Genomic DNA, 21,325 nt, shown 5'->3' with positions numbered 1-21,325 from the left:
AACGCCCACCTGAAAGGTTTTCCAACTCAGGGCGCTCCCAATACTCTTGACACTTCATCAGCTCACTTCTACGTTGCGAAAACCTTTTAGGTCGTTTCCGTGCTCTGCAGGTCCGGACAGGGAGCTCCGATGAGAAGACCGCAGACCCTCCTGGCCGCACTGGTACTCGCCGTCTGTTGCGTGGTCCCCGCCACCCCGGCCGCGGCGGCGCAGACCATCGGTTTCCCCAGTTTCAGCGGCCCCGCGATCCCCGCCCCGCCCGTCGCCCACACCTCGGGCGACATGATGCGGGCGATCTACGACGCGGAGAGTTCGGGGACCGACTTCTGGATGGACCGGCTGCTCGCCCGCTCAGGCAACGATCCGGCCGGGCCCTGGCTGATGAGCCGGGGACGCGCACTGTTCATGAAGGAGCACGACCCGGCCCGGTTCGGTTTCGGCGGCAAGGTCGCCTACTGGGAGAACATCAACGGCAACAGCGCCTACACCGTCGCGGTCACCCCGGGGACCTTCACCGAGCAGGTCGCGCAGCGCCGGCAGACGCCCAGCCACTGGAAGAGCGTGCACACCAGCGGCTCGGTCACGGTCGACCAGACGAAGTTCATCACGGACAGCAACGTGGCCGTGACGAACCTGTCGATCAAGAACAACGGCTCGTCCGCCACCACTCTCCAGTTGCGGGCGACCTCGCCCTACACCACCTCGGGCAGCGGCAGCGAGCTGACCGGGCAGGTCAACGCCTACAACAACCTCACGACGCTGCGCCCCCGGCTGACCGGTGACGGGTTCGCCGTCTCCAGCGGCGGCCTCAACCGGTCCGTGACGGTCGCGGCCGGTGCCACGGTGACCGCGAAGGTCGTGATGGGTTTCGTCACCGACGAGATCCCCGAGTCGCGGAGCGAGTACGACGCCTACGCGGGCTACTCGGCGGCCACCGCGTTCGCCACCCATGTCCGGGCCTACAACCGGTGGTGGGCGCAGAACGTGCCGTACATCGACGTGCCCGAGCCCGCGATCAAGAAGAACATCTACTACCGCTGGTGGCTGATGCGCTTCAACCACCTGGACGCCGACATCCCCGGGCAGACCTTCCAGTTCCCGACCTCGACCGAGGGCGTCCTCGGCTACAACAACGCCATCGCGCTCACCCAGCCGATGCACATCGACGATCTGAAGTATCTGCGCGATCCGTCGTACGCCTACGGGGACTGGCTGAGCGTCGGCCAGACCTCCAAGGGCGGCCGGTTCCTGGACAACCCGGGGGACCCGGAGAACTGGTCCAACAGCTACACCCAGTACATCGCAGAGGCGGCGTGGAAGAGCTACCAGATCCACGGCGGCCAGCCGGGCATCGCCGCGAGCCTCGCCCGCTACGCGGAGGGCGATGTCAAGGGCCAGCTCGCGCACTACGACCGTGACAACAACAAGCTCATCGAGTACGACTGGGGCGCTCTGACGGGCAATGACGCCGACGCCGTCTCCTTCCACTGGAAGCCCGGCACCATGGACCGCGCCGAGTCCGCCTACCAGTACAGCGGGGCGCTGGCCGCCGCGCAGGCCTACGAGGCGACCGGCAACACGGCCAAGGCGAGCGAGATGCGCACCCTCGCCAACCAGATCAAGGACGCCATCGTCAACGTGCTCTGGAACCCCAACCGGCAGCTGTTCGAGCACCGGCTGAAGTCGACCAACGAGTGGGTGCCCTGGAAGGAGATCAACAACTACTACCCGTTCTCGGTCGGCGCCGTCCCCGACACGGCGACGTACAAGCAGGCCCTGCGGCTGTTCGACGACCCGGCCCAGTACCCGATCTTCCCGTTCTACACGGCCAACCAGGTCGACAAGAAGGCGGCGGCCGAGGCCGGGGAGCCGGGCTCCAACAACTTCTCCACCATCAACTCCACCGTCCAGTTCCGGCTGTACTCCTCGGTGCTGCGCAACTACTCCAACTCCTGGATGAGCGCCACCGACTACAAGAAGCTCCTCTACTGGAACACCTGGGCGCAGTACGTCGGCGGCAACACCCAGTGGCCGGACGCGAACGAGTTCTGGGCCGACTGGAACGGCAGCTCCGTCAACTACCGCTCGTGGATCCACCACAACATCCTCGGCAGCAGCAACTGGACGGTGATCGAGGACGTGGCGGGGCTGCGGCCGCGCAGCGACGCGAAGGTGGAGCTCTCCCCCATCGACATCGGCTGGTCCCACTTCACGGTCAACAACCTGCGCTACCGGGGCGCCGACCTGTCCGTCGTCTGGGACGACCCGGCCGACGGCGTGGTGCGCTACCCCGGTATCCCGGAGGGCTACTCGATCTACGTCAACGGCACCCGGGCCGCCACCGTCAGCTCCCTGGTGCCCTTCACCTGGGACCCGGCCAGCGGCGAGGTCACTACGAAGGGCACGGTCACCCACCGCACGGCCGTCTCCGGGCTGAAGGCCCCCCACCAGGTCGTGCAGGACAGTCCCCGCATGGTCGACATGCTCGCCAAGGCCGGTGTCGACCTGACCGGCGACCCGGCCAACCTCGCCTCCGGCGCGACCGCGTCCGCCTCCCACACCGGGTCGGGCAGCGCCGTCTCGGGCGCGGTCGACGGGCTTCCCACCAATGAGCCGTTCTGGGGCGCGGGCGGCTCCTCGAACAGCCAGGACTGGTACGAGCTGAACTTCGGCACCGCCCGGACGCTCAACGAGGTGCGCCTGTACTTCAAGGACAGCCGCCCCGCCAGTACGACCTACCGGGCGCCGTCCTCGTACACGATCCAGTACCACAACGGCACGTCCTGGGTGAACGCCGACGGCCAGACCAAGAGCCCGGCCGCGCCCCGCGCCAACTACAACCTGGTGCGGTTCCCGGCGATCAGCGCCCAGCGCATCAGGGTCCTGGCCACCAACGCCTCCGGCGCGAAGACGGGCCTCACCGAGATCAAGGTCCACAACCGGGGCGGCGCCCAGCCACCCGCCAACCTGGCGACGTCCGCGACGGCGTCCGCCTCGTACACCTCCTCCTGGGAGAGCGTCACCGCGATCAACGACGGGGTCGATCCGCCCTCGTCCAACGACACCGTCAACACCCGCTGGGGCACCTGGCCGGAGAGCGGGCAGCAGTGGGCCGAGCTGACCTGGCCGTCGGCAAAGACGGTGAACAAGGCCGAGGTGTACTTCTTCGACGACGACCAGGGCATCGACATGCCCGCCTCGTGGAAGCTCCAGTACTGGAACGGCAGCGCCTATGTCGACGTGCCCGGCGCGAGCGGCTACCCGGTGGCGAAGAACCAGTACAACGCGGTCACGTTCACCGCGACGAACACCACACGACTGCGTGTGCAGCTCACCAGCAACGGCAACAACTCCGTCGGCCTCCTCGAAGCGAAGGTGTACGGCCCGTGACCCGTTTCAGATGTCTGTCCGCGCTCCTCGGCGTCCTCACCATGATGGTCGCCTTCCTTGCGGCACCGCAGCCCGCTGCCGCCGCCGTCGCGTTCACGTCGACGGGGGTGAACCAGAACGGCGGCAACTGCCTTGATCTGCCGGGTGGTTCGTCGACGAACGGGACGCAGTTGCGTGCGTTCGCGTGCGGTTCCGGCGCCAACCAGAGTTTCCGCTTCGCGCCGGTCTCGGGGTCCGGTTCGGGTGACACGTACACCATCACCACGCAGTCCGGGCAGTGCGTCGACGTGTCGGGCGCGTCCACCGCGGACAACGCCACGGTCATCCAGTGGCCCTGCCACGGTGGCACCAACCAGCAGTGGCGGCTGGTGCCGGTGAGCGGCGCCGACAAGGCCTTCAACCTGGTCTCCACGGCCTCGGGCAAGTGCGTGACGCCGAGCGGGGGTTCGTCGGCGTCGAACACCGGCCTGGTGCAGCTGCCGTGCTCCGCCGCGAACGGCAGGGTGTGGCGTCTGGCCGGCTTCACCGGCGGCGGCACGAGCCCGGGCACCTTCACCAACCCGATCGCCCAGCGCGGCCCCGACCCCTGGCTGACCTACCACGACGGTTACTACTACCTCGCCACCACGACGTGGAACTCGACGGTCACCATGCGCAAGTCCCGCACGCTGGGCGGCCTCGCCACGGCCACGGAACAGGTGATCTTCAATCTGACCAGGCCGAACGGGGCGGGCACGATGTGGGCCCCGGAGTTCCATCTGCTCGACGGCCCGAACGGCAAGCGGTGGTACTTCTACTACACGGCCGGGCGGGAGCCCTTCGATCTGGGCACCCAGCGGATCCATGTCCTGGAGAGCGCGGGACTCGACCCGATGGGCCCCTACACCTTCAAGGCCGATCTGCTCGACCCGTCCCAGGACAACACCTGGGAGCTGGACCCGGGCATCCTCCAGCTCAACGGCAAGCTGTATCTGCTCGGTACCTTCTACAACGGCTCGCAGCCGATGTTCATCCGGCCGCTGTCCAACCCGTGGACCGCGAGCGGCACACGCCGGATCCTCTCCACCCCCACATACGGCTGGGAGACGGTGGGCGGCGCGGTCAACGAGGGCGCCGAGGTGCTGCAGCGGAACGGGAAGACCTTCATCGTCTACTCCGCCAGCCACTGCTCCACACCCGACTACAAGCTGGGCATGCTCACCTACAACGGCGGCGACCCGCTCAGCTCCTCCTCCTGGGTCAAGTCACCGAACCCGGTGTTCCAGCGGTCCAACGCCACCGGGGTGTACGGCCCCGGCCACAACGGCTTCTTCAAGTCGCCGGACGGCACAGAGGACTGGATGGTGTACCACGCCAACAGCTCCGCGGGCGGCGGCTGCGACATGAACCGCTCGACCAGGGCACAGAAATTCACCTGGAACGCCGACGGGACACCGAACTTCGGCACCCCGGTCGGCCTGGGGGTTCCGCTGACCGCACCGTCGGGAGAGTAGCCCGGAAGCGGGCGAGGGCCGCGAAACGCCGCGGTGGTCCTTCTCGGCCCTCGTCCGAACGGCGAGCATGCCATGTCATGGACATCTTGCTTGTCGCCAGCGCGTTCAACAGCCTGTCCCAGCGTGTGTACGCGGAACTGTCGGACGAGGGACACCGGGTGGACGTCGTCCTCGCCTCGCACGGCGCCGACGCGGTCCGGGCCGCCGTACAGGAGGTGCGTCCGGACCTGGTCGTCGCCCCGATGCTGAAGACGGCCCTGCCGGAGGACGTGTGGCAGCAGCACACCTGCCTGATCGTGCACCCGGGGCCACCCGGCGACCGGGGGCCGTCCTCCCTGGACTGGGCGATCGCCCAGGAGGCGCCCGAGTGGGGTGTGACGGTGCTTCAGGCCGAGGCGGCGATGGACGCGGGCGACGTGTGGGCGGACGGGTCCTTCACCGTGCCGCCGGCGGGCAAGAGCAGCATGTACGGGGGCGAGGTCGCCGACGCCGCGACCGCCGCGGTCCTCCAGGCCGTGCGGCGCTACGCCGACGGCTCGTACAAGCCGCGTCCGCAGAGCGAGCCCGGGGTCGACGTGGTGTGGCGGGACTTCTTCCGCCAGGAGCGGCGGCGGATCGACTGGGAGCGGGACACCACCCGGACGGTGCTGCGCAAGCTCCGCGGGGCCGACTCGCAGCCCGGCGTCCGGGACGAGATCTGCGGCCGGGAGGTGTTCCTGCACGGCGGGCATCCCGAGGACCGGCTGCGGGGTGAGCCCGGGGAACTGCTCGCGACCCGGTCCGGCGCGGTCTGCCGGGCCACCCGGGACGGCGCGGTGTGGATCCCGGAGCTGCGCCCCCTCAAGAGCTCCGGCGACCCGGCGCCGTTCCGCCGCCCGGCGGCCTCCGTCCTGGCCGGTTTCCCGGCCCCGCCCGGATCCCACGGCATGCCGATCTCGAGCGACCGCCCGCACTGGCTGCCCGAGATCGCCGCGCCGCTCGAGCTGCCCCCGGACCGCAGCACCTGGACCGACATCCGCTACCGGCAGCAGGGCGAGGTCGGCTTCGTGAGCTTCTCGTTCCCCGGCGGGGCGATGAGCACCACCCACTGCCGCAGGCTGCTGGCCGCCTACCGGTACGCGCTCAGCCGCCCCACCTCGGTGCTGGTGCTCGGCGGCGCCCGCGACTTCTTCTCCAACGGCATCCATCTCAACGTCATCGAGGCGTCGAGCGACCCGGCGGGCGAGTCCTGGTCCAACCTCAACGCCATGAACGACCTGGTCGAGGCCGTGCTGCGCACCACCGACCGGCTGGTGGTCTCGGCCCTCGGCGGCAACGCGGCGGCCGGCGGCGTCATGCTCGCCCTGGCCGCGGACGAGGTGTGGTGCCGCACGGGCAGCGTCCTCAATCCGCACTACCGGAACATGGGCCTGTACGGCTCGGAGTTCTGGACGTACTCCCTGCCGCGCCGTGTGGGAGCCGAGACGGCCGAGCGGCTGACCAGCGAGGCGCTGCCGGTGAGCGCGGCGACGGCCGCGCGGATCGGGCTGGTGGATCGTCTGGTGCCCGCCCGGCCGGACGAGTTCACGCCCGAGGTCGAGCGGCTGGCCGCCGCGCTCGCCGACGACCCGGATCTCGCCGGCCGGATCACCGCGAAGACCACGGCTCGGCACTCGGACGAGCTGCAGCGCCCGCTGGCCGAGTACCGGCGGACCGAACTCGCCCGCATGCGCACGATCCTCTTCGACCGCCAGGCCCCGTATCACGCGCTGCGGTCGGCCTTCGTCCGCAAGCTTCCGACCGGCTCCCCGCGGCCCCTGGGAGGTGCGCGATGAGTGCGCGGCTGCTCGTCGCCGGGGTCGGCAACATCTTCCTCGCGGACGACGCCTTCGGCCCCGAGGTGATCCGCGCCCTGGAGCGGAACCCGCTGCCGCCCGAGGTGCGGGTGCGGGACTTCGGCATCCGCGGGATGGATCTGGCGTACGAACTGCTCGACGGCTACGACACGGCCGTCCTGGTCGACGCGGCGGTACGGGGACACGCGCCGGGCACCCTGTCGCTGGTCGAGCCGGACCTGCCCGACGGTGCCTCGGGGGGCGCCCCGCCCGAGGCGCACGGCATGGACCCGGCGAAGGTCCTCGCCCTGGCCGCCCACCTGGGCGACGAGCCGCTGCCGCGTGTCCTCGTCCTGGCCTGCGAGCCCGAGCTGCGGGCACCCGCCGACGAGGACATCGCGCCGGGCATCAGCGCGACGGTGCGCGAAGCGGTCGGGCGGGCCGTCGCGGCGCTGCACACCATGGTCCCGGAGCTGCTCACGGACCCGGCTGCCACGCCCACGTTGAGCCGCCCGGAGGAATCCGCCGCCCTGTCGTCGGCCGGGCTGCCGGGCACGGTGAGCGGTGGCGCGGAGGATCGGTAGCGGACTGATTTCCCTACCGATGTGCTTACCGACCGCGAGGAGCGGCTCCATGTGCGATTCCGTGGACGAGGTCACCCAGGCCGTCCTGGCGAAGAACGACTCCCTGGCCGCGGGGCTGCGCGAGGAGCTGGCCCGGCGGGGCGTGAGCGTGGTCAACCTGCTGTCCAGCCCGGGCAGCGGCAAGACGGAGCTGCTCGGGCGGGTGCTGGCCAGGGCGGTGGAGCGGGGGCTTCCGGTGGCCGCGCTCACCGCCGACCTGGCCACCGAGAACGACGCGCACCGGCTCGCCCGCTCGGGGGCCCCGGTGAAGCAGCTGCTGACGGACGGGCTGTGCCATCTGGAGGCGCGGCAGCTGCGCGGCCATGTGGAGAGCTGGCTGCCCGAGGGCACCTCGCTGCTGTTCGTCGAGAACGTCGGCAACCTCGTCTGTCCGGCCTCCTACGATCTCGGCGAGCGCCTGCGCATCGTGCTGATGGCGGTGACGGAGGGCGAGGACAAGCCGCTGAAGTACCCCACGGCCTTCGGGTCCGCCCATCTGGTGGTGCTCACCAAGGTCGATCTGGCCGGGCCCGCCGATTTCGACCAGGCGGCCTTCGCCGCCAATGTCCAGCGGGTCAACCCCGGGGTGGAGCTGCTGTTCTCCTGCGCCCGGACCGACGACGGTGTCGACACGCTGCTGGAGCGGGTGCTCGCCGTACGGGACGGGGCCCCTGTGCACCGGCCTCCTCTGGCGCCCCGCCCGCACTCCCACTCGCACTCCGACTCCCACTCCCACTCCCACTCCCACGAGGGCACCGAAGCCGGCCTCGTCTCGTGACGGCGCCCGCCGCTCAGGCGGTGCGCCGTCGCGTCACCGTGCGCGGCACGGTGCAGGGCGTGGGGTTCCGCCCCTTTGTGCACCGCCTGGCCACCGATCTCGCGCTCGCCGGGTTCGTGAGCAACACGGCGAGCGGTGTCCTCATCGAGGTGGAGGGACCGCCGGAGGGCGTCGCCGACTTCTGCGACCGGCTGGCCCAGGAGCCGCCGCCGTTGGCCACGGTCACCGGCGTCGGGTTCGAGGACCTGCCCGTCAGCGGCGCCGACGACGCCTTCGGCATCCGTTCCACCGACCGCTCCCCCGGCCGCACCCTCCTCCCGCCCGACACGGCGACCTGCCCCGACTGCCTGCGGGACCTGGCCGATCCGGCCGACCGCCGTCACCGGCACCCGTTCGTCACCTGCACCCACTGCGGGCCCCGCTTCACCATCGCCACGGGCATGCCGTACGACCGGGCGGTCACGACCATGGCCGGCTTCCCGATGTGTACCGGCTGCGCCCGGGAGTACGGCGATCCCGGCGACCGGCGCTTCCACGCCCAGCCCGTGGCCTGCCCCGACTGCGGCCCCCGGCTGCGCCTGCTGCCCGCCTCCGGCAGCGACATCCGCCCGGCGCGGGACGCCGACGCCCTGGCCGGGGCGCGGGCGCTGCTGGCCGCCGGGCGGATCGTCGCCGTCAAGGGCCTCGGCGGCTACCACCTGGCGTGTGACGCCGCCGACGCACGGGCCGTCGAGACGCTGCGCGCCCGCAAGGCGCGCGGCGGCAAGCCGTTCGCGGTGATGTGCGCGGACCTCGACGCCGTACGGCGGATCGCCGACCCCAGTACGACTGAACTGGCCGCCCTCACCAGCGCCCGGCGCCCCATCGTCCTGCTGCGGCGGCGAGCGGAGCGGGCGGGCCTCGCGCCGGGTGTCTGTCCCGGCAGCCCGCACCTCGGCGTCATGCTGCCCTACACGCCCGTGCACACCCTGCTGTTCGGCCTGCCCGGTGATCCGCCGGGCCCGCGCGTGCTGGTGATGACGAGCGGCAACCGCTCCGGCGAACCGATCGTCACGGACGACGACGAGGCACTGACCCGGCTGGCCGGTCTGGCCGACGCCTGGCTCGCCCATGACCGGCCGATCTCCTCGCCCTGCGACGACTCGCTGCTGCGGGTACGCCCCGACGGCACCGAGCAGGTGCTGCGCCGCTCCCGGGGGTATGTGCCCCGACCGCTGCGGCTGCCGGTCCCGGTGCGGCCGACGCTCGCCGTGGGCGGGGATCTGAAGAACGCCCTGTGCCTCGGCGAGGGCGACCACGCCTGGTTCGGGCCGCACATCGGGGACATGGGCGAGCTGACCACCCTGGAGGCGGCCCGGCGGGCCGAGGCGCACCTGCGGTCGCTGACCGGCATCACCCCCGAACTCGTCGCCGCCGACCGGCATCCCGGATACCACTCCGCGCGGTGGGCACGGAGGCGAGCCCACCGGCTGGCGCCCGTCTTCGTCCAGCACCATCACGCGCACATCGCCTCGACGATGGCCCAGCACGGCCTCGACGGCACCGCGCCCGTGATCGGTGTCGCCTTCGACGGCACCGGCTACGGCGACGACGGCACGGTCTGGGGCGGCGAGATCCTGCTCGCCGACTACACCGGCTACCGGCGCCTCGCCCGTCTGGCCCCCGCCCCGCTGCCCGGCGGCGACGCGGGCGTGGCCAACCCCTGCCGCCTGGCCCTGGCCCGGCTGTGGTCGGCGGGCCTGGCGTGGGACGCGGATCTGCCCAGTGCGGCCGCCTGTTCGTCCGAGGAACTGGCCGTTCTGCACCGTCAGTTGACGCGCGGGGTGGCCTGTGTCGCGACCTCCAGCATGGGCCGGCTCTTCGACGCCGTGTCGTCCCTGGTCGGCGTGTGCCATCGCGCGGGGTACGAGGCCCAGGCCGCCCTGGAGCTGGAGGCCGCCGCCGCTTCGGCCTGGGGCGAGGGCACCTCGGCCTACGACTTCGGCTTCACCGCCGGTGCGTACGACCCGGCGCCCGTGCTGAGCGCCCTCGTCGCCGATCTGCGGCGCGGCACCCCGGCCCCCGTGCTCGCCGCCCGCTTCCACCGTGCGGTGGCGAGGGCCGTCGCGGAGGTCTGCCGGCGTGCGCGTCAGGACACCGGCCTGGCGACCGTCGCCCTCAGCGGCGGGGTCTTCGCCAACGCGCTGCTGGAGGAGGAGTGCGCGCGGCTGCTGGCCGAAGCCGGCTTCGCGGTGCTCCGCCACGGCGAAGTCCCGCCGAACGACGGCGGGCTGGCCCTCGGCCAGCTGGTGGTCGCGGCGCACCTACGACAGGAGGAGTGACCCATGTGTTTGGCAGTGCCCGGCAAGGTCGTGTCCATCGACGACAGTTCGGAACCGCTCACCGGGCTGATCGACTTCGGCGGAGTGCAGAAGCAGGCGTGCCTGGAGTACGTGTCCGATGTGCGGGTGGGTGAGTACGTCATCGTGCACGTCGGTTTCGCGCTCCAGCGGCTGGACGAGGAGTCGGCCCTGGCCTCGCTGAAGCTCTTCGAGGAACTGGGTCTGCTGGAGGAGGAGTTCGGGGACGCCTGGGAGCAGGCGGCGAAGGAGGCGGGAACGGCGTGAAGTACATCGACGAGTTCAACGACCCCGGGCTGGCCCGGCGCCTGCTGGACGAGATCCGCGCCACCGCCACCCGGCCGTGGGCCCTGATGGAGGTGTGCGGCGGGCAGACCCACTCGATCATCCGGCACGGCATCGACCAACTGCTGCCCGAGCAGGTGGAGTTGATCCACGGCCCCGGCTGCCCCGTCTGTGTCACGCCCCTCGACGTCATCGACCAGGCGCTGGAGATCGCCTCGCGGCCCGGCGTGATCTTCTGCTCCTTCGGCGACATGCTCCGCGTGCCGGGCACCGACCGCGACCTGTTCCGGGTCAAGGGCGAGGGCGGCGACGTACGGGTGGTGTACTCGCCGCTCGACGCCCTGGAACTGGCCCGCCGCCACCCGGACCGGGAGGTGGTGTTCTTCGCGATCGGCTTCGAGACCACGGCCCCCGCCAACGCGATGGCCGTGCACCAGGCGCGGCGTCTCGGGCTGAACAACTTCAGCCTGCTGGTGTCGCATGTGCGGGTGCCCCCGGCCATCGAGGCGATCATGACGGCGCCCGCCTGCCGGGTGCAGGGCTTTCTGGCCGCCGGGCATGTGTGCAGCGTGATGGGCATGGCGGAGTACCCCGAACTGGCCGCGCGGTTCCGGGTGCCGATGGTGGTGACCGGCTTCGAGCCGCTGGACATCCTGGAGGGCATCCGCCTGGCGGTCCGGCAGCTGGAGCGCGGTGAGCACCGGGTGGAGAACGCCTACCCGCGTGCCGTGCGCGAGGAGGGCAATCCGGCGGCGGTGCGCATGATCGAGGAGGTGTTCGAGGTCACCGACCGGAACTGGCGTGGCATCGGGCCGATCCCGCTGAGCGGCTGGCGGCTGACCGACGCCTTCCGGGCGTACGACGCCGAGCACCGCTTCGACGTCACCGGGATCCGCACCGAGGAGCCCGCCGAGTGCCGCAGCGGCGAAGTGCTCCAAGGGCTGATCAAGCCCACCGAGTGCGAGGCGTTCGGCACCACCTGCACCCCGCGCACCCCGCTCGGCGCCACCATGGTCTCCAGCGAGGGCGCCTGCGCGGCCTACTACCTGTACCGCCGGATGAACGCCGCGACACCGCAGGCCGAGCGGGCCGCGCGGGAGGAGATGAACCCCGTTGCCTGAACAACTCGCGGACACCGTCGACCCGGCGAACTGGACCTGCCCCGCTCCCCTGCGCGACCAGCCGGTGGTGGTGATGGGCCACGGCGGCGGAGGCGCGCTGTCGGCGGAGCTGATGGAGCAGGTCTTCGTCCCCGCCTACGGCAACGCCACGCTGGCTGCTCTCGCCGACTCCGCCGTCCTCGAACTGGGCGGCGCGCGGCTGGCGTTCTCCACCGACTCCTACGTGGTCAGGCCGCTGTTCTTCCCGGGCGGCAGCCTGGGTGACCTCGCGGTCAACGGCACGGTCAACGATCTCGCGATGAGCGGCGCCCGGCCGGCCTACCTCTCCGCAGCCTTCGTGCTGGAGGAGGGCGTGGAGCTGAGCGTCGTCGGACGGATCGCGCGCGCCATGGGGGCTGCGGCCGAGGCTGCCGGGGTCACCATCGCCACCGGTGACACCAAGGTCGTCGAGTCCGGGCACGGCGACGGGGTGTATGTGACCACGGCCGGGGTGGGGCTCGTGCCCGACGGGGTGGACATCCGGCCGCAGCGCGCGCGGCCCGGTGATGCCGTGATCGTCAGCGGGCCGATCGGTCTGCACGGGGTGGCGATCATGAGTGTGCGGGAGGGGCTGGAGTTCGGGGTCGAGATCGCCAGCGACACCGCGCCGCTGGCGGATCTGGTGGCGGCGATGCTGGCCGTCACCCCGGACATCCATGTGCTGCGCGACCCCACCCGGGGTGGCCTCGCGGCGTCCCTCAACGAGATCGCCCGCGCCTCCGGGACCGGGGTCCGGCTCCAGGAGCGGGCCGTTCCGGTGCCGGACGCCGTGGCGAACGCCTGCGGCTTCCTCGGGCTTGATCCCCTGTACGTCGCCAACGAGGGCCGGCTGGTCGCCTTCGTGCCACCGTCGTCGGCGGACGAGGTGCTCGCGACGATGCGGGCCCATCCGCAGGGCGCCGGGGCCACGGTCATCGGCGAGTGCGTCGCCGAGCACCCCGGGATGGTGGTGGTCGCCACCGGTCTGGGCGGGACACGGGTGGTGGATCTGCCGCTCGGCGAGCAGTTGCCGCGCATCTGCTGACCGGGCATGCGCGTGGGCCCCGCCGAAGGTCTCGGCGGGGCCCACGCGCGCTATGCCGAGGCCGGTGCGGGCTCGATGCCCGTGATCTCCAGTTCCCGGCCGCTGCGCAGGTCGCTGGAGGGCTGGTCGCAGCGCGGGCACCAGAAGAACGGGGGCATGCCCACCGGGAACTCCTCGGCGCACGGGCCGCACCAGGCCTGCCCGGGGACCTGCTCGACGACGAGCCGGGCCCCCGCGAGGGCGGTGCCGTCGCGGGCCACCTCGAAGGCGAAACCGAGGGCGTCGGGGACGACGCCCGCCAGCTCGCCGACCCGGACGGTCACGGTCGAGACGGCGTCCGTCCCGTCCGCCCGGGCCAGCTCGTCGGCCCGCTCGATGATCGCGGTCGCGATCGACAGCTCGTGCACGGCCGGCTCACGGATACCGTTTGCCCGCGCGGAGCCCGCCGGACATCCGCCAGATCCGGGCCTCCCGCCTCAGGCTGGGCCACTCCCAGCACAGCAGGGCCAGCACCGCACCGCCCACCAGGACGGCCTCGGCCTTCAGCACCCGCTGTCCGCTCATCCCGTCGCGTCTGCGGGCGACGGGTCTGCGTGCTCGTTTGACCTTCATTGCGACGACTCCCTGCTCCGTCCGGGAACGGCTCTCATCCCGGCGAGATGTTCGGCATGCTCTCCACGAGGGCGTCATGCCGCTTCCAGTGGATCCCCGTGGAGCGGCGCGCGTCGGCGGTGCCGTCCTCGTGGTGGCCCTTCTGCTCCGCGTACCGTCCCTTGTTGCCCTGGTGCAGTCCGGCGACATGCCCGGGGGTGTCGGGCTTCGCCTGGGGCCGGCCCACTCTGATGCTGCCCATGGGGTGTTCTCCTTCCTCGCCTCCGACCTTCGGAGTGCGTGCTCATGGCCGCTCGGTGAGGTCCTCGAAGAACTGCTCGACGACCGGCCAGATCCGGCCTCCGCCGGACAGGCCGCGCCACTCCCGTCGTACGACGGCGACCATCCGGTAGCAGTCGTCGACCGGCACGATCCAGTGGTGGTCGAGACCGTGGACGGTGTTGACCAGCAGGGCCTCCACCTCGGGTTCCACGGTGGCGAGCTCCGGAACCGTCCCGGCCAGTTCCCGCCAGGCCGCCGCGTCCACCTCCCAGCGCATGGCCCCCGCCGGGCTCGGGCCCTGCGCGGTGACGGTGCCGTCCGCCCGGGGGACGAAGAAGACCAGACCGACCGGTACGCCCAGGACCGCCGTGTCGACATGCGGCAGCCGGATTCGGCGCCGGGGCACGAGCCGGTACTGGCCGTCGCCCGCCCCGGCCTCGGCGAACAGCACCGAGCAGGGCCGGCAGGCGCAGCGCACCTCATCCTGCCCGGCGTCGTGCAGATGGGCGTGCTCGTCGGCGAGGGGCGCGGCGCACAGGTCGCACACCTCCTCCGCGGCCGCCGCCGTGCGGTCGGCCGAGGAGCGGATGAGGCGGGCCAGTGCCCCGTCGGTGGTCACCGCGCGTCCCGGGTCGTCAGGGTGGTCAGCGGTACGAACGCGGGGGCCGGCGTGCTCGGCAGTGGTTCCACCGCCGTCAGCTCGGGAGCCACGGCGAGGACCGCGGCCCGGACCGCGTCGGTGACCTCGGATCCTCCGCCGCCGCAGCCGGAGCCGCATCCGCCGCCCGACGTCAGGCGCACCCGGCCGACCCGCCCCTCCACCCCGGCCCACTCCACGTCGCCGCCGCGCTCCTGGACGGCGGGCCGCAGCCGCTCTACGGCACGGGCCGCCCGGCGCTCGGCGGGCTCGGGGTGGATGTCGTGCAGGACCAGCAGATGGCCCAGCAGTTCGTCTCCGGCCAGGTTCCCGGCCAGCGTCCCGTCCGCGTGGTCCATGACGCGGGCCAGTGCCTCGCCGTAGACCTCGGTCAGGAGCGCTACCGCCTCGGTGGCGGAGCGGGTGGTGGGGCCGGGCGCGGACTCCAGGCCTTCCAGCAGGTCGTCGAGCCGGGCGAGCCGGGCCTCCACCTCCGGGTCGGCCAGCCGCGCTCCGGCGGCCTCAGCCATGGTTCGCCCCGTAGGTCGGCGAGTGCAGGGTGGTCAGCGTCTTGCCCTTGCCGACGTACATGTGCACACCGCACGGCAGACAGGGGTCGAAGCTGCGGACGGTGCGCATGATGTCGACGCCCTTGAACTCGTCCGGCCCGTTCTCCTCGAAGATGGGCTGGCCCTGGACGGCGTCCTCGTACGGCCCGGGGGTGCCGTAGATGTCGCGGGGGCTGGCGTTCCACGGGGTGGGCGGGTAGGGGTGGTAGTTGGCGATCTTCTTGTCCTTGATCACCAGGTGGTGGGAGAGGACGCCGCGCACCGCCTCGTGGAAGCCGCAGCCGATCGCCTCGTCGGGCACCTCGTAGTTCTCGAACACCTTGGTCTCGCCCGCGCGCACCATCCCCATGGCCTCCTCCAGGAACTGGAGGGCCATCGCGGCCGCGTACGCGACGAAGTACGGCCGGGCGCGGTCGCGCTCGATGGTGTTGCTCCACTTCGGGATGCGCCACTCCAGAGTGGTCTCCGGCAGCGACTCGCCCTTGGGCAGCGAGATGCGCACGCTGTGGCCGGTGGACTTGACGTACGGGGTGTCGACGATGCCGCTCAGCGCGGTCGACCACAGGCGGGCGAGCGGGCCGCCGCCGGTGTCGAGGGCGAGGTGCGCGTCGGTCCGCTTGTCGTACCAGCGCGGGCTCATGACCCAGCTGTACTTGTCGTCGAAGTCGCGCTTCTGCGGCACCGGGACGGTCGTCTGGTTCCACGGGTGGCGCATGTCGACGGGGTTGCCGAGCGGGTCGTGCGTGACGAAGGGCGATTCGTTGACCCAGTCCTCGTAGTACGAGCTGCCCAGCATGATGCGCAGGCCGAGGTTGATGTCGACGAGGTTGTTGGTGACCAGTTCGCCGTCGACGATGATGCCGGGGGTGACGTACATGTCCTTGCCCCAGGAGTTCATCGTCTCGTAGCGGTAGTCGACGGTCGCGGGGTTCTGGAAGGCGCCCCAGCAGCCCAGCAGGGTGCGGCGGCGGCCGACCTCCTCGTAGCCGGGCATCGCCTCGTAGAAGAAGTCGAAGACGTCGTCGTTCATGGCGACGGACTTCTTCACGAAGTCGATGACCCGCATGAGCCGGCTGAGGTAGTCGGTGAAGGCGGTCGGCTGCGGCATCGTGCCGACACCGCCCGGGTACAGCGTGGAGGGGTGGACGTGCCGCCCCTCCATGAGACAGAACATCTCGCGGGTGATCCGGCTGACCTTCAGGGCCTCCTTGTAGACCTCGCCCTCGAAGGGGTTGAAGGCGCGCATGATGTCGGCGATCGTGCGGTAGCCGTGGGTCTCGCCGCGGGGCGCCTCGGTGCGTTCGGCGCGGGCCAGCACACTGGGGGTGGTGGCCTTGACCATCGCCTCGCAGAAGTCCACGAAGACCAGGTTGTCCTGGAAGATCGTGTGATCGAAGATGTACTCCGCCGCTTCGCCGAGGTTGACGATGTGCTCGGCGAGCGGGGGCGGTTTCACGCCGTAGGCCATCTGCTGGGCGTAGTCGGAGCAGGTGGTGTGGTTGTCGCCGCAGATGCCGCAGATCCGGGACGTGATGAAGCCCGCGTCGCGCGGGTCCTTGCCCTTCATGAACACCGAGTAGCCGCGGAACAGCGACGAGGTGCTGTGGCATTCCACGACTTCCCGGTTGGCGAAGTCGATCTTCGTGTAGATGCCCAGGTTCCCGATGATCCGGGTGATCGGATCCCAGGACATGTCCACGAGTTGGGGCGGCTTGCGCTCCGTGGGCCGGGCCTCGGTGGTCGTCATCTGTGGTACTGCCCCTCGCTGTCGGTGGTGTGGGGGTGGGTGGTGCGGTGGGTGCCGGGCGTCACGAGGACCGCCAGTGCGGGTCGTAGCCGCTGGTCAGCTTGCGCTTGTTGTGGCGCCATCTGGGCTCGTGGTTGACGAGCTCGTTGGTCACGCCGCGCAGCCGGCGGATGACGGATCCGTAGGGCTTGATGACCATGGACGACAGGGTGCTGCCCGGAGGCTCGTCCATGAACGGCATGAACGCGTCGGGGAAGCCGGGCATCGTGCATCCGATGCAGATGCCGCCGACGTTCGGGCAGCCGCCGATGCCGGCCATCCAGCCGCGCTTGGGCACGTTGCAGTTGACGACCGGCCCCCAACAGCCCGTTTTGACCAGGCACTTGGGCGAGTTGTAGTCCTTGGCGAAGCTGGCCTGCTCGTAGTACGAGCCGCGGTCGCAGCCCTCGTGGACCGTCTTCCCGAAGAGCCACTGCGGGCGCAGCATGTGGTCCAGCGGCGGCGGGGGTGCGGAACCGGCCGCGTGGTAGAGGACCCAGACCAGGGTCTCCATGAAGTTCTCGGGCTGGATCGGGCAGCCGGGCACGTTGACGATGGGCAGCCCGCCCTGCGAGGTGTAGTCCCAGCCCAGGTAGTCGGCGAGGCCCATGCAGCCGGTGGGGTTGCCGGACATGGCGTGGATGCCGCCGAAGGTGGCGCAGGTGCCGGCGGCCACCACGGCCCAGGCCTTGGGGGCCAGTTGGTCGATCCACCAGTTCAGGGGCTGCGGCTCGCCGGTCTCCGGGTCGTTGCCGAAGGACGTCCAGTAGCCGTCGCCCTCGATGATGTTCTGGTTGGGGACCGAGCCCTCGATGACGAGGATGAACGGGGCGAGTTCGCCGCGTACGGCGGCCCGGTAGGGGGCGAGGAAGTCCTCGCCGCCCAGGCTCGGGGAGAGCACCTTGTTGACCAGGTTCACCTTCGGCAGGCCCGGGATCAGGCCGAGCACCAGGTCCTCGATGGAGGGCTGGTCGGCGGCGGTCAGCGAGACGGTGTCGCCGTCGCAGCTCATGCCTTCGGAGATCCAGAGGATGGTGATCTCGTCGATGCCCTGACGGTCCTCGGCGCGATCGGGTTCCTTGCTGACCTCGGCTGTACCGCTGTTCGTTGTCATGTCAGTCGGCCTCCGCTGCGGGGGTCTCGGAGTCGGTCGTGTGCCGCGCTGGTGCCGCGGCGGGAGCCGGTGCCGACGGCTCGTCCGGGGTTCCGGCGGGCGCGAGCGGTTCGAGCTCGTCGGGCCGGAAGTAGTGGAAGCGGCCGTACCAGGTGTGCAGTTCGGCCGCGGGGTCGTCGTCGAGGGTGACGGCGAGGTGCACGCTGCCGTCCACGTCGTGGAAGACGGCGGCGACCTCGGCGGTCCGGCCGGCCAGGAACATGTCCTGCGCGTCGGCGCCCCGTACGCGGGGGCGGAGCCGGACGCGGCTGCCGCCGCCGAGGGGCACGCCGTCGACGAGCACGGTGTCGGTGGTCGGCGAGAGACCGTCGTCGGCGCCCTCCTGCCACCAGGCGGGGCGTTCGGCGGCCGCGGCTGCGGCCGCCGCAGGGGCGACCGGTGCCGGGGCGGCCAGTGCCGGGGCGGCGACCGGTGCCAGGGAGCGGACGGCGCCGTGCAGCCGTTCGAAGACCTCCTGCGGCATGGTGTCGACCCGGTCGAGGATCGCGGCCGCCCTGGGATCGGTGGCCCGCGCCTCGCGCTTCTCCTCGTCGGTCAGCAGCATGGTGCGCAGGGTGAGGATCTCGTCGATCTCCGCGGCGTCGTGCAGATCGCCCGGGCTCTCGGGGGCGACCTGGGGGTGGTCGGGCAGGATGATCGGCGCGGACAGCAGGAGGTGCCCGTGCCCGGCGTCCTCGACTGCCCCGTCCTCGGCTCCGCCGTCCTCGGCCGTGCCGCCGAGGACGGGGAAGGTGAACTCGTTGCGGCACGCGCGCGCGGGTGCCGCCAGGTCCGCCGGGGGGTCGATCAGCGAGACGAACTCCACCCCGTCACCGCCGATGAGGGTGTGGGTGGCGATGAGGGCGCGTCGCAAGGCCTCGTCACGTGCGACCCGTCCCTCCGGCGCGGTCCCGGTGTTGGCCGTCCGGACGCGCAGCCGGCAGAGGTCGTCGGTGAGTCGCTCGGCGGTGACGGTGGCCTCGGCCCGCACCTCGTCGCGGTGCCGCACCACCCGCCCGGCGCCCGCGGGCAGCAGCTCGACGTCCACGCCGGCCGCGGCGCCCACGGGAACGGTGCGTCCCGTGCCGAGGAGCTCGTCGAGGGGGACCACGACCTCGCACTCGCGCGGTACCGCCTCGTCGAAGGTCAGATGCACCGTGCCGTCGTCGGTGCGCAGCGACGCGACGGGGTGCCGGCCGCTGTCCTCCACCTGCTTGCGCTGCGTCTGGAGGTAGCGGATCCGCACGCGGACGGAGGCGTCGCCGGGCCGCCGGACGCGCATGAGGCACTCGGTCTGCTGGTACCAGGAGTCGGCGGAGCCCGACACGCCGGGGACGACGGGGCCGTCCGCCTCCACCCAGTCCCGGGGGAAGAGCACCCCGAACTGCCATCGGACGCGGTTCTTGGCCGAGGACCGGCGGTAGGGGTAGAGGAGGTAGCCCTCGTAGAGGACGGCGTCGGCGACGGCGCCGAGCCGCTCGAGGACGCCCCGGGACCGTTCCGGCGGCTGTTGCGCGCCGCCCGTCGTGGCAGCGCTTGCCCTGCCGCCCTCGACCAGTCCCGCCATCGTGCCTCCTCGTCCGTGTACGCAGGCGCGTCCCTTCCACCACGGTCACACCGCTCCCCCGCCCTTGCCTCCTCCGGAGCGTTCGGTTGGGCCGTTCGGGGCGGGGAAGTCGTCACGTCATGGACCAGCCCATGAATCACCACCCCCGCACCACCACGAGCCCCGCCGTCACGACCCTGGCCGACCCGCTGGTCAACAAGGGCACCGCCTTCAGCCGGGAGGAGCGTGCGCGGCTCGGGCTCGACGGGCTGCTGCCGCCCGCCGTGGAGACCCTGGACGAGCAGGTCGCCCGCGCCTACGAGGCGTTCCGCGGCTACGACAAGCCCCTCAACCGGCACATCTATCTGCGGCAGCTGCAGGACACCAACGAGGTGCTCTTCTACCGTCTGGTCACCGAGTACCTGGAGGAGCTGCTGCCCGTCGTCTACACGCCGACGGTGGGTGAGGCCTGTCAGCGGTTCAGCGAGATCTACCGGCGGCCGCGCGGGCTGTTCCTGAGCTGGGAGGACCGGCACCGCTTCCAGGACATCCTGCGCAACCGGCCCTACCCGGACCACGACGTGGACGTCATCGTCGTCACCGACGGGCAGCGCATCCTGGGGCTCGGCGACCAGGGCGTGGGCGGCATGGGCATCCCGATCGGCAAGCTCAGCCTCTACACGGCGATCGGCGGCATCCACCCCGCCCGTACGCTGCCGGTCCTGCTGGACGTCGGCACGGACAACGAGGCCCTGCTGGACAACCCGCGCTACCTGGGCCGGCGTGACCGCAGGCTGACCGGTGCCGAGTACGACGAGATGATCGAGGCCTTCGTGTCGGCGGTCGAGGCGGAGCTGCCCGGGACGCTGCTCCAGTGGGAGGACTTCGCCACCGCCCACGCCCATCCGATCCTGGCCCGCTACCGCGACCGGCTGCTCACGTTCAACGACGACATCCAGGGCACGGCTGCCGTCGCGCTCGGCGCCCTGTCCACCGCGGCGGACGTGGCGGGCACTCCGCTGCCCGACCAGCGGCTGGTGATCCTCGGCGCGGGGTCGGCGGCCATCGGTGTCGCCGACATGATCCGTACGGCGATGGTCGACGAGGGGCTGTCGGAGGACGAGGCCACGGCGCGGTTCTGGATCCTCGACGTCGACGGCCTGCTGGTGCGCTCCCGCGACGAACTGACTCCGCAGCAGCGGGTGTTCGCGCGCGACGACAGCGAGGTGACCGACTGGGACGGCACGGGCCTCGCCGAGGTGGTGCGCCGCGTCGAGCCGACGGCGCTGATCGGGCTGTCGACGGCTCACGGCGCGTTCACCGAGGAGATCGTGCGGCAGATGGCCTCGACATGCGAGCGGCCGGTCGTCTTCCCGCTCTCCAACCCGACCTCCCACTCCGAGGCCGAGCCCGCCGACCTCACCCGCTGGACCGACGGCCGGGCGCTGATCGCCACCGGCTCGCCCTTCCCGCCGCTGACGGTGGACGGGCACGAGGTGCCGGTGGCGCAGTCCAACAACGTGTACGTCTTCCCGGCCATGGGGCTCGCGGTGACCGCGAGCCGTGCCACCCGCGTCACCGACCGCATGCTCGTGGCCGCCGCCCGTGCCGTCGCCGAATGCGCGGTCCAGGCGGCGGACGGCGTGGACGGGCCCGTGCCGCTGCTGCCGCCCCTGACCGGGATGCGGGACTCCGCCCGCGAGATCGCCCTGGCCGCGGCCCTCGCCGCCGTCGAGGACGGGGTGGCCCCGCACGCGACGGAGGAGGAGCTGCGCAAGGCGGTCGCGCAGGCGCAGTGGACACCCCGCTACGAGGTCTAGGAACCCGTCCGAGCACTCCGGGGGACGTACTGTCG

At 71.5% G+C, this 21,325-nt stretch carries 18 protein-coding genes; 10 read left to right on the top strand and 8 right to left on the bottom strand.

Translation table 11 applies throughout. The features are described from left to right. The first annotated feature begins 129 nt into the window (after nt 1-129). The 9 genes from KJK29_RS36370 to hypE all read left to right on the top strand — a co-directional run bounded on the left by KJK29_RS36370 (nt 130) and on the right by hypE (nt 12,906). Nucleotides 130-3,390 (top strand): discoidin domain-containing protein, encoded by a 3,261-nt coding sequence (locus tag KJK29_RS36370; protein WP_215123490.1) that lies wholly within the window; start codon nt 130-132, stop codon nt 3,388-3,390. Next, complete coding sequence (locus KJK29_RS36365; protein ID WP_215123488.1) at nt 3,387-4,883, top strand: family 43 glycosylhydrolase; 1,497 nt, start codon at nt 3,387-3,389, stop codon at nt 4,881-4,883. The genes KJK29_RS36370 and KJK29_RS36365 overlap by 4 nt, the downstream gene beginning before the upstream one ends. Before the next feature lie 77 nt (nt 4,884-4,960). Then, the gene (locus tag KJK29_RS36360) at nt 4,961-6,697 is read left to right on the top strand and encodes a hydrogenase maturation protein (protein WP_215123486.1); all 1,737 of its coding nucleotides are present in this window, start codon (nt 4,961-4,963) and stop codon (nt 6,695-6,697) included. Beyond that, nucleotides 6,694-7,281: a hydrogenase maturation protease gene (locus KJK29_RS36355; RefSeq protein ID WP_215123484.1), complete on the top strand. Its 588-nt coding sequence runs from the start codon at nt 6,694-6,696 to the stop codon at nt 7,279-7,281. The genes KJK29_RS36360 and KJK29_RS36355 overlap by 4 nt, the downstream gene beginning before the upstream one ends. A gap of 49 nt (nt 7,282-7,330) precedes the next feature. Then, complete coding sequence (gene hypB, locus KJK29_RS36350) at nt 7,331-8,098, top strand: hydrogenase nickel incorporation protein HypB (protein ID WP_215123482.1); 768 nt, start codon at nt 7,331-7,333, stop codon at nt 8,096-8,098. Then, on the top strand, nt 8,095-10,419 hold the full coding sequence (hypF, locus tag KJK29_RS36345) for a carbamoyltransferase HypF (RefSeq protein ID WP_215123480.1): 2,325 nt from the start codon (nt 8,095-8,097) through the stop codon (nt 10,417-10,419). Before hypB ends, hypF begins: the two co-directional genes overlap by 4 nt. Before the next feature lie 3 nt (nt 10,420-10,422). Continuing rightward, nucleotides 10,423-10,704: a HypC/HybG/HupF family hydrogenase formation chaperone gene (locus KJK29_RS36340; RefSeq protein WP_215123478.1), complete on the top strand. Its 282-nt coding sequence runs from the start codon at nt 10,423-10,425 to the stop codon at nt 10,702-10,704. Further along, nucleotides 10,701-11,843, top strand: a complete 1,143-nt coding sequence (gene hypD / locus KJK29_RS36335; RefSeq protein ID WP_215123477.1) for a hydrogenase formation protein HypD — start codon at nt 10,701-10,703, stop codon at nt 11,841-11,843. Before KJK29_RS36340 ends, hypD begins: the two co-directional genes overlap by 4 nt. Then, on the top strand, nt 11,836-12,906 hold the full coding sequence (gene hypE, locus KJK29_RS36330) for a hydrogenase expression/formation protein HypE (protein ID WP_285439960.1): 1,071 nt from the start codon (nt 11,836-11,838) through the stop codon (nt 12,904-12,906). Before hypD ends, hypE begins: the two co-directional genes overlap by 8 nt. A gap of 50 nt (nt 12,907-12,956) precedes the next feature. On the opposite strand, the gene hypA is transcribed toward hypE, so the two are convergent. The 8 genes from hypA to KJK29_RS36290 all read right to left on the bottom strand — a co-directional run bounded on the left by hypA (nt 12,957) and on the right by KJK29_RS36290 (nt 19,491). Beyond that, the gene (gene hypA, locus KJK29_RS36325) at nt 12,957-13,313 is read right to left on the bottom strand and encodes a hydrogenase maturation nickel metallochaperone HypA (protein ID WP_215123475.1); all 357 of its coding nucleotides are present in this window, start codon (nt 13,311-13,313) and stop codon (nt 12,957-12,959) included. A 7-nt stretch (nt 13,314-13,320) separates the two neighbouring features. Beyond that, on the bottom strand, nt 13,321-13,518 hold the full coding sequence (locus KJK29_RS36320) for a hypothetical protein (protein WP_215124632.1): 198 nt from the start codon (nt 13,516-13,518) through the stop codon (nt 13,321-13,323). Between the two features lie 34 nt (nt 13,519-13,552). Next, nucleotides 13,553-13,759: a hypothetical protein gene (locus KJK29_RS36315; protein ID WP_215123473.1), complete on the bottom strand. Its 207-nt coding sequence runs from the start codon at nt 13,757-13,759 to the stop codon at nt 13,553-13,555. 42 nt (nt 13,760-13,801) lie between these two features. Next, complete coding sequence (locus KJK29_RS36310; protein WP_215123472.1) at nt 13,802-14,398, bottom strand: DUF5947 family protein; 597 nt, start codon at nt 14,396-14,398, stop codon at nt 13,802-13,804. Continuing rightward, the gene (locus tag KJK29_RS36305) at nt 14,395-14,946 is read right to left on the bottom strand and encodes a NifU family protein (RefSeq protein WP_215123470.1); all 552 of its coding nucleotides are present in this window, start codon (nt 14,944-14,946) and stop codon (nt 14,395-14,397) included. The genes KJK29_RS36310 and KJK29_RS36305 overlap by 4 nt, the downstream gene beginning before the upstream one ends. After that, the gene (locus tag KJK29_RS36300; protein ID WP_215123468.1) at nt 14,939-16,732 is read right to left on the bottom strand and encodes a nickel-dependent hydrogenase large subunit; all 1,794 of its coding nucleotides are present in this window, start codon (nt 16,730-16,732) and stop codon (nt 14,939-14,941) included. The genes KJK29_RS36305 and KJK29_RS36300 overlap by 8 nt, the downstream gene beginning before the upstream one ends. Nucleotides 16,733-16,793: 61 nt before the next feature. Next, nucleotides 16,794-17,885, bottom strand: a complete 1,092-nt coding sequence (locus tag KJK29_RS36295) for an NADH-quinone oxidoreductase subunit B family protein (protein WP_215123466.1) — start codon at nt 17,883-17,885, stop codon at nt 16,794-16,796. 1 nt (nt 17,886) lies between these two features. Continuing rightward, the gene (locus tag KJK29_RS36290) at nt 17,887-19,491 is read right to left on the bottom strand and encodes a hypothetical protein (RefSeq protein ID WP_215123464.1); all 1,605 of its coding nucleotides are present in this window, start codon (nt 19,489-19,491) and stop codon (nt 17,887-17,889) included. A gap of 119 nt (nt 19,492-19,610) precedes the next feature. Here KJK29_RS36290 and KJK29_RS36285 point away from each other — a divergent pair, with 119 nt between their 5' ends. Next, nucleotides 19,611-21,290, top strand: coding sequence for an NAD-dependent malic enzyme (locus tag KJK29_RS36285; protein ID WP_215123463.1), 1,680 nt, complete (start codon nt 19,611-19,613; stop codon nt 21,288-21,290). The last annotated feature ends 35 nt before the right edge of the window (nt 21,291-21,325 follow it).

The organism is Streptomyces koelreuteriae (genome assembly GCF_018604545.1).
Classification (GTDB): domain Bacteria; phylum Actinomycetota; class Actinomycetes; order Streptomycetales; family Streptomycetaceae; genus Streptomyces; species Streptomyces koelreuteriae.
This window is presented reverse-complemented; position numbering and strand designations above follow the sequence as displayed.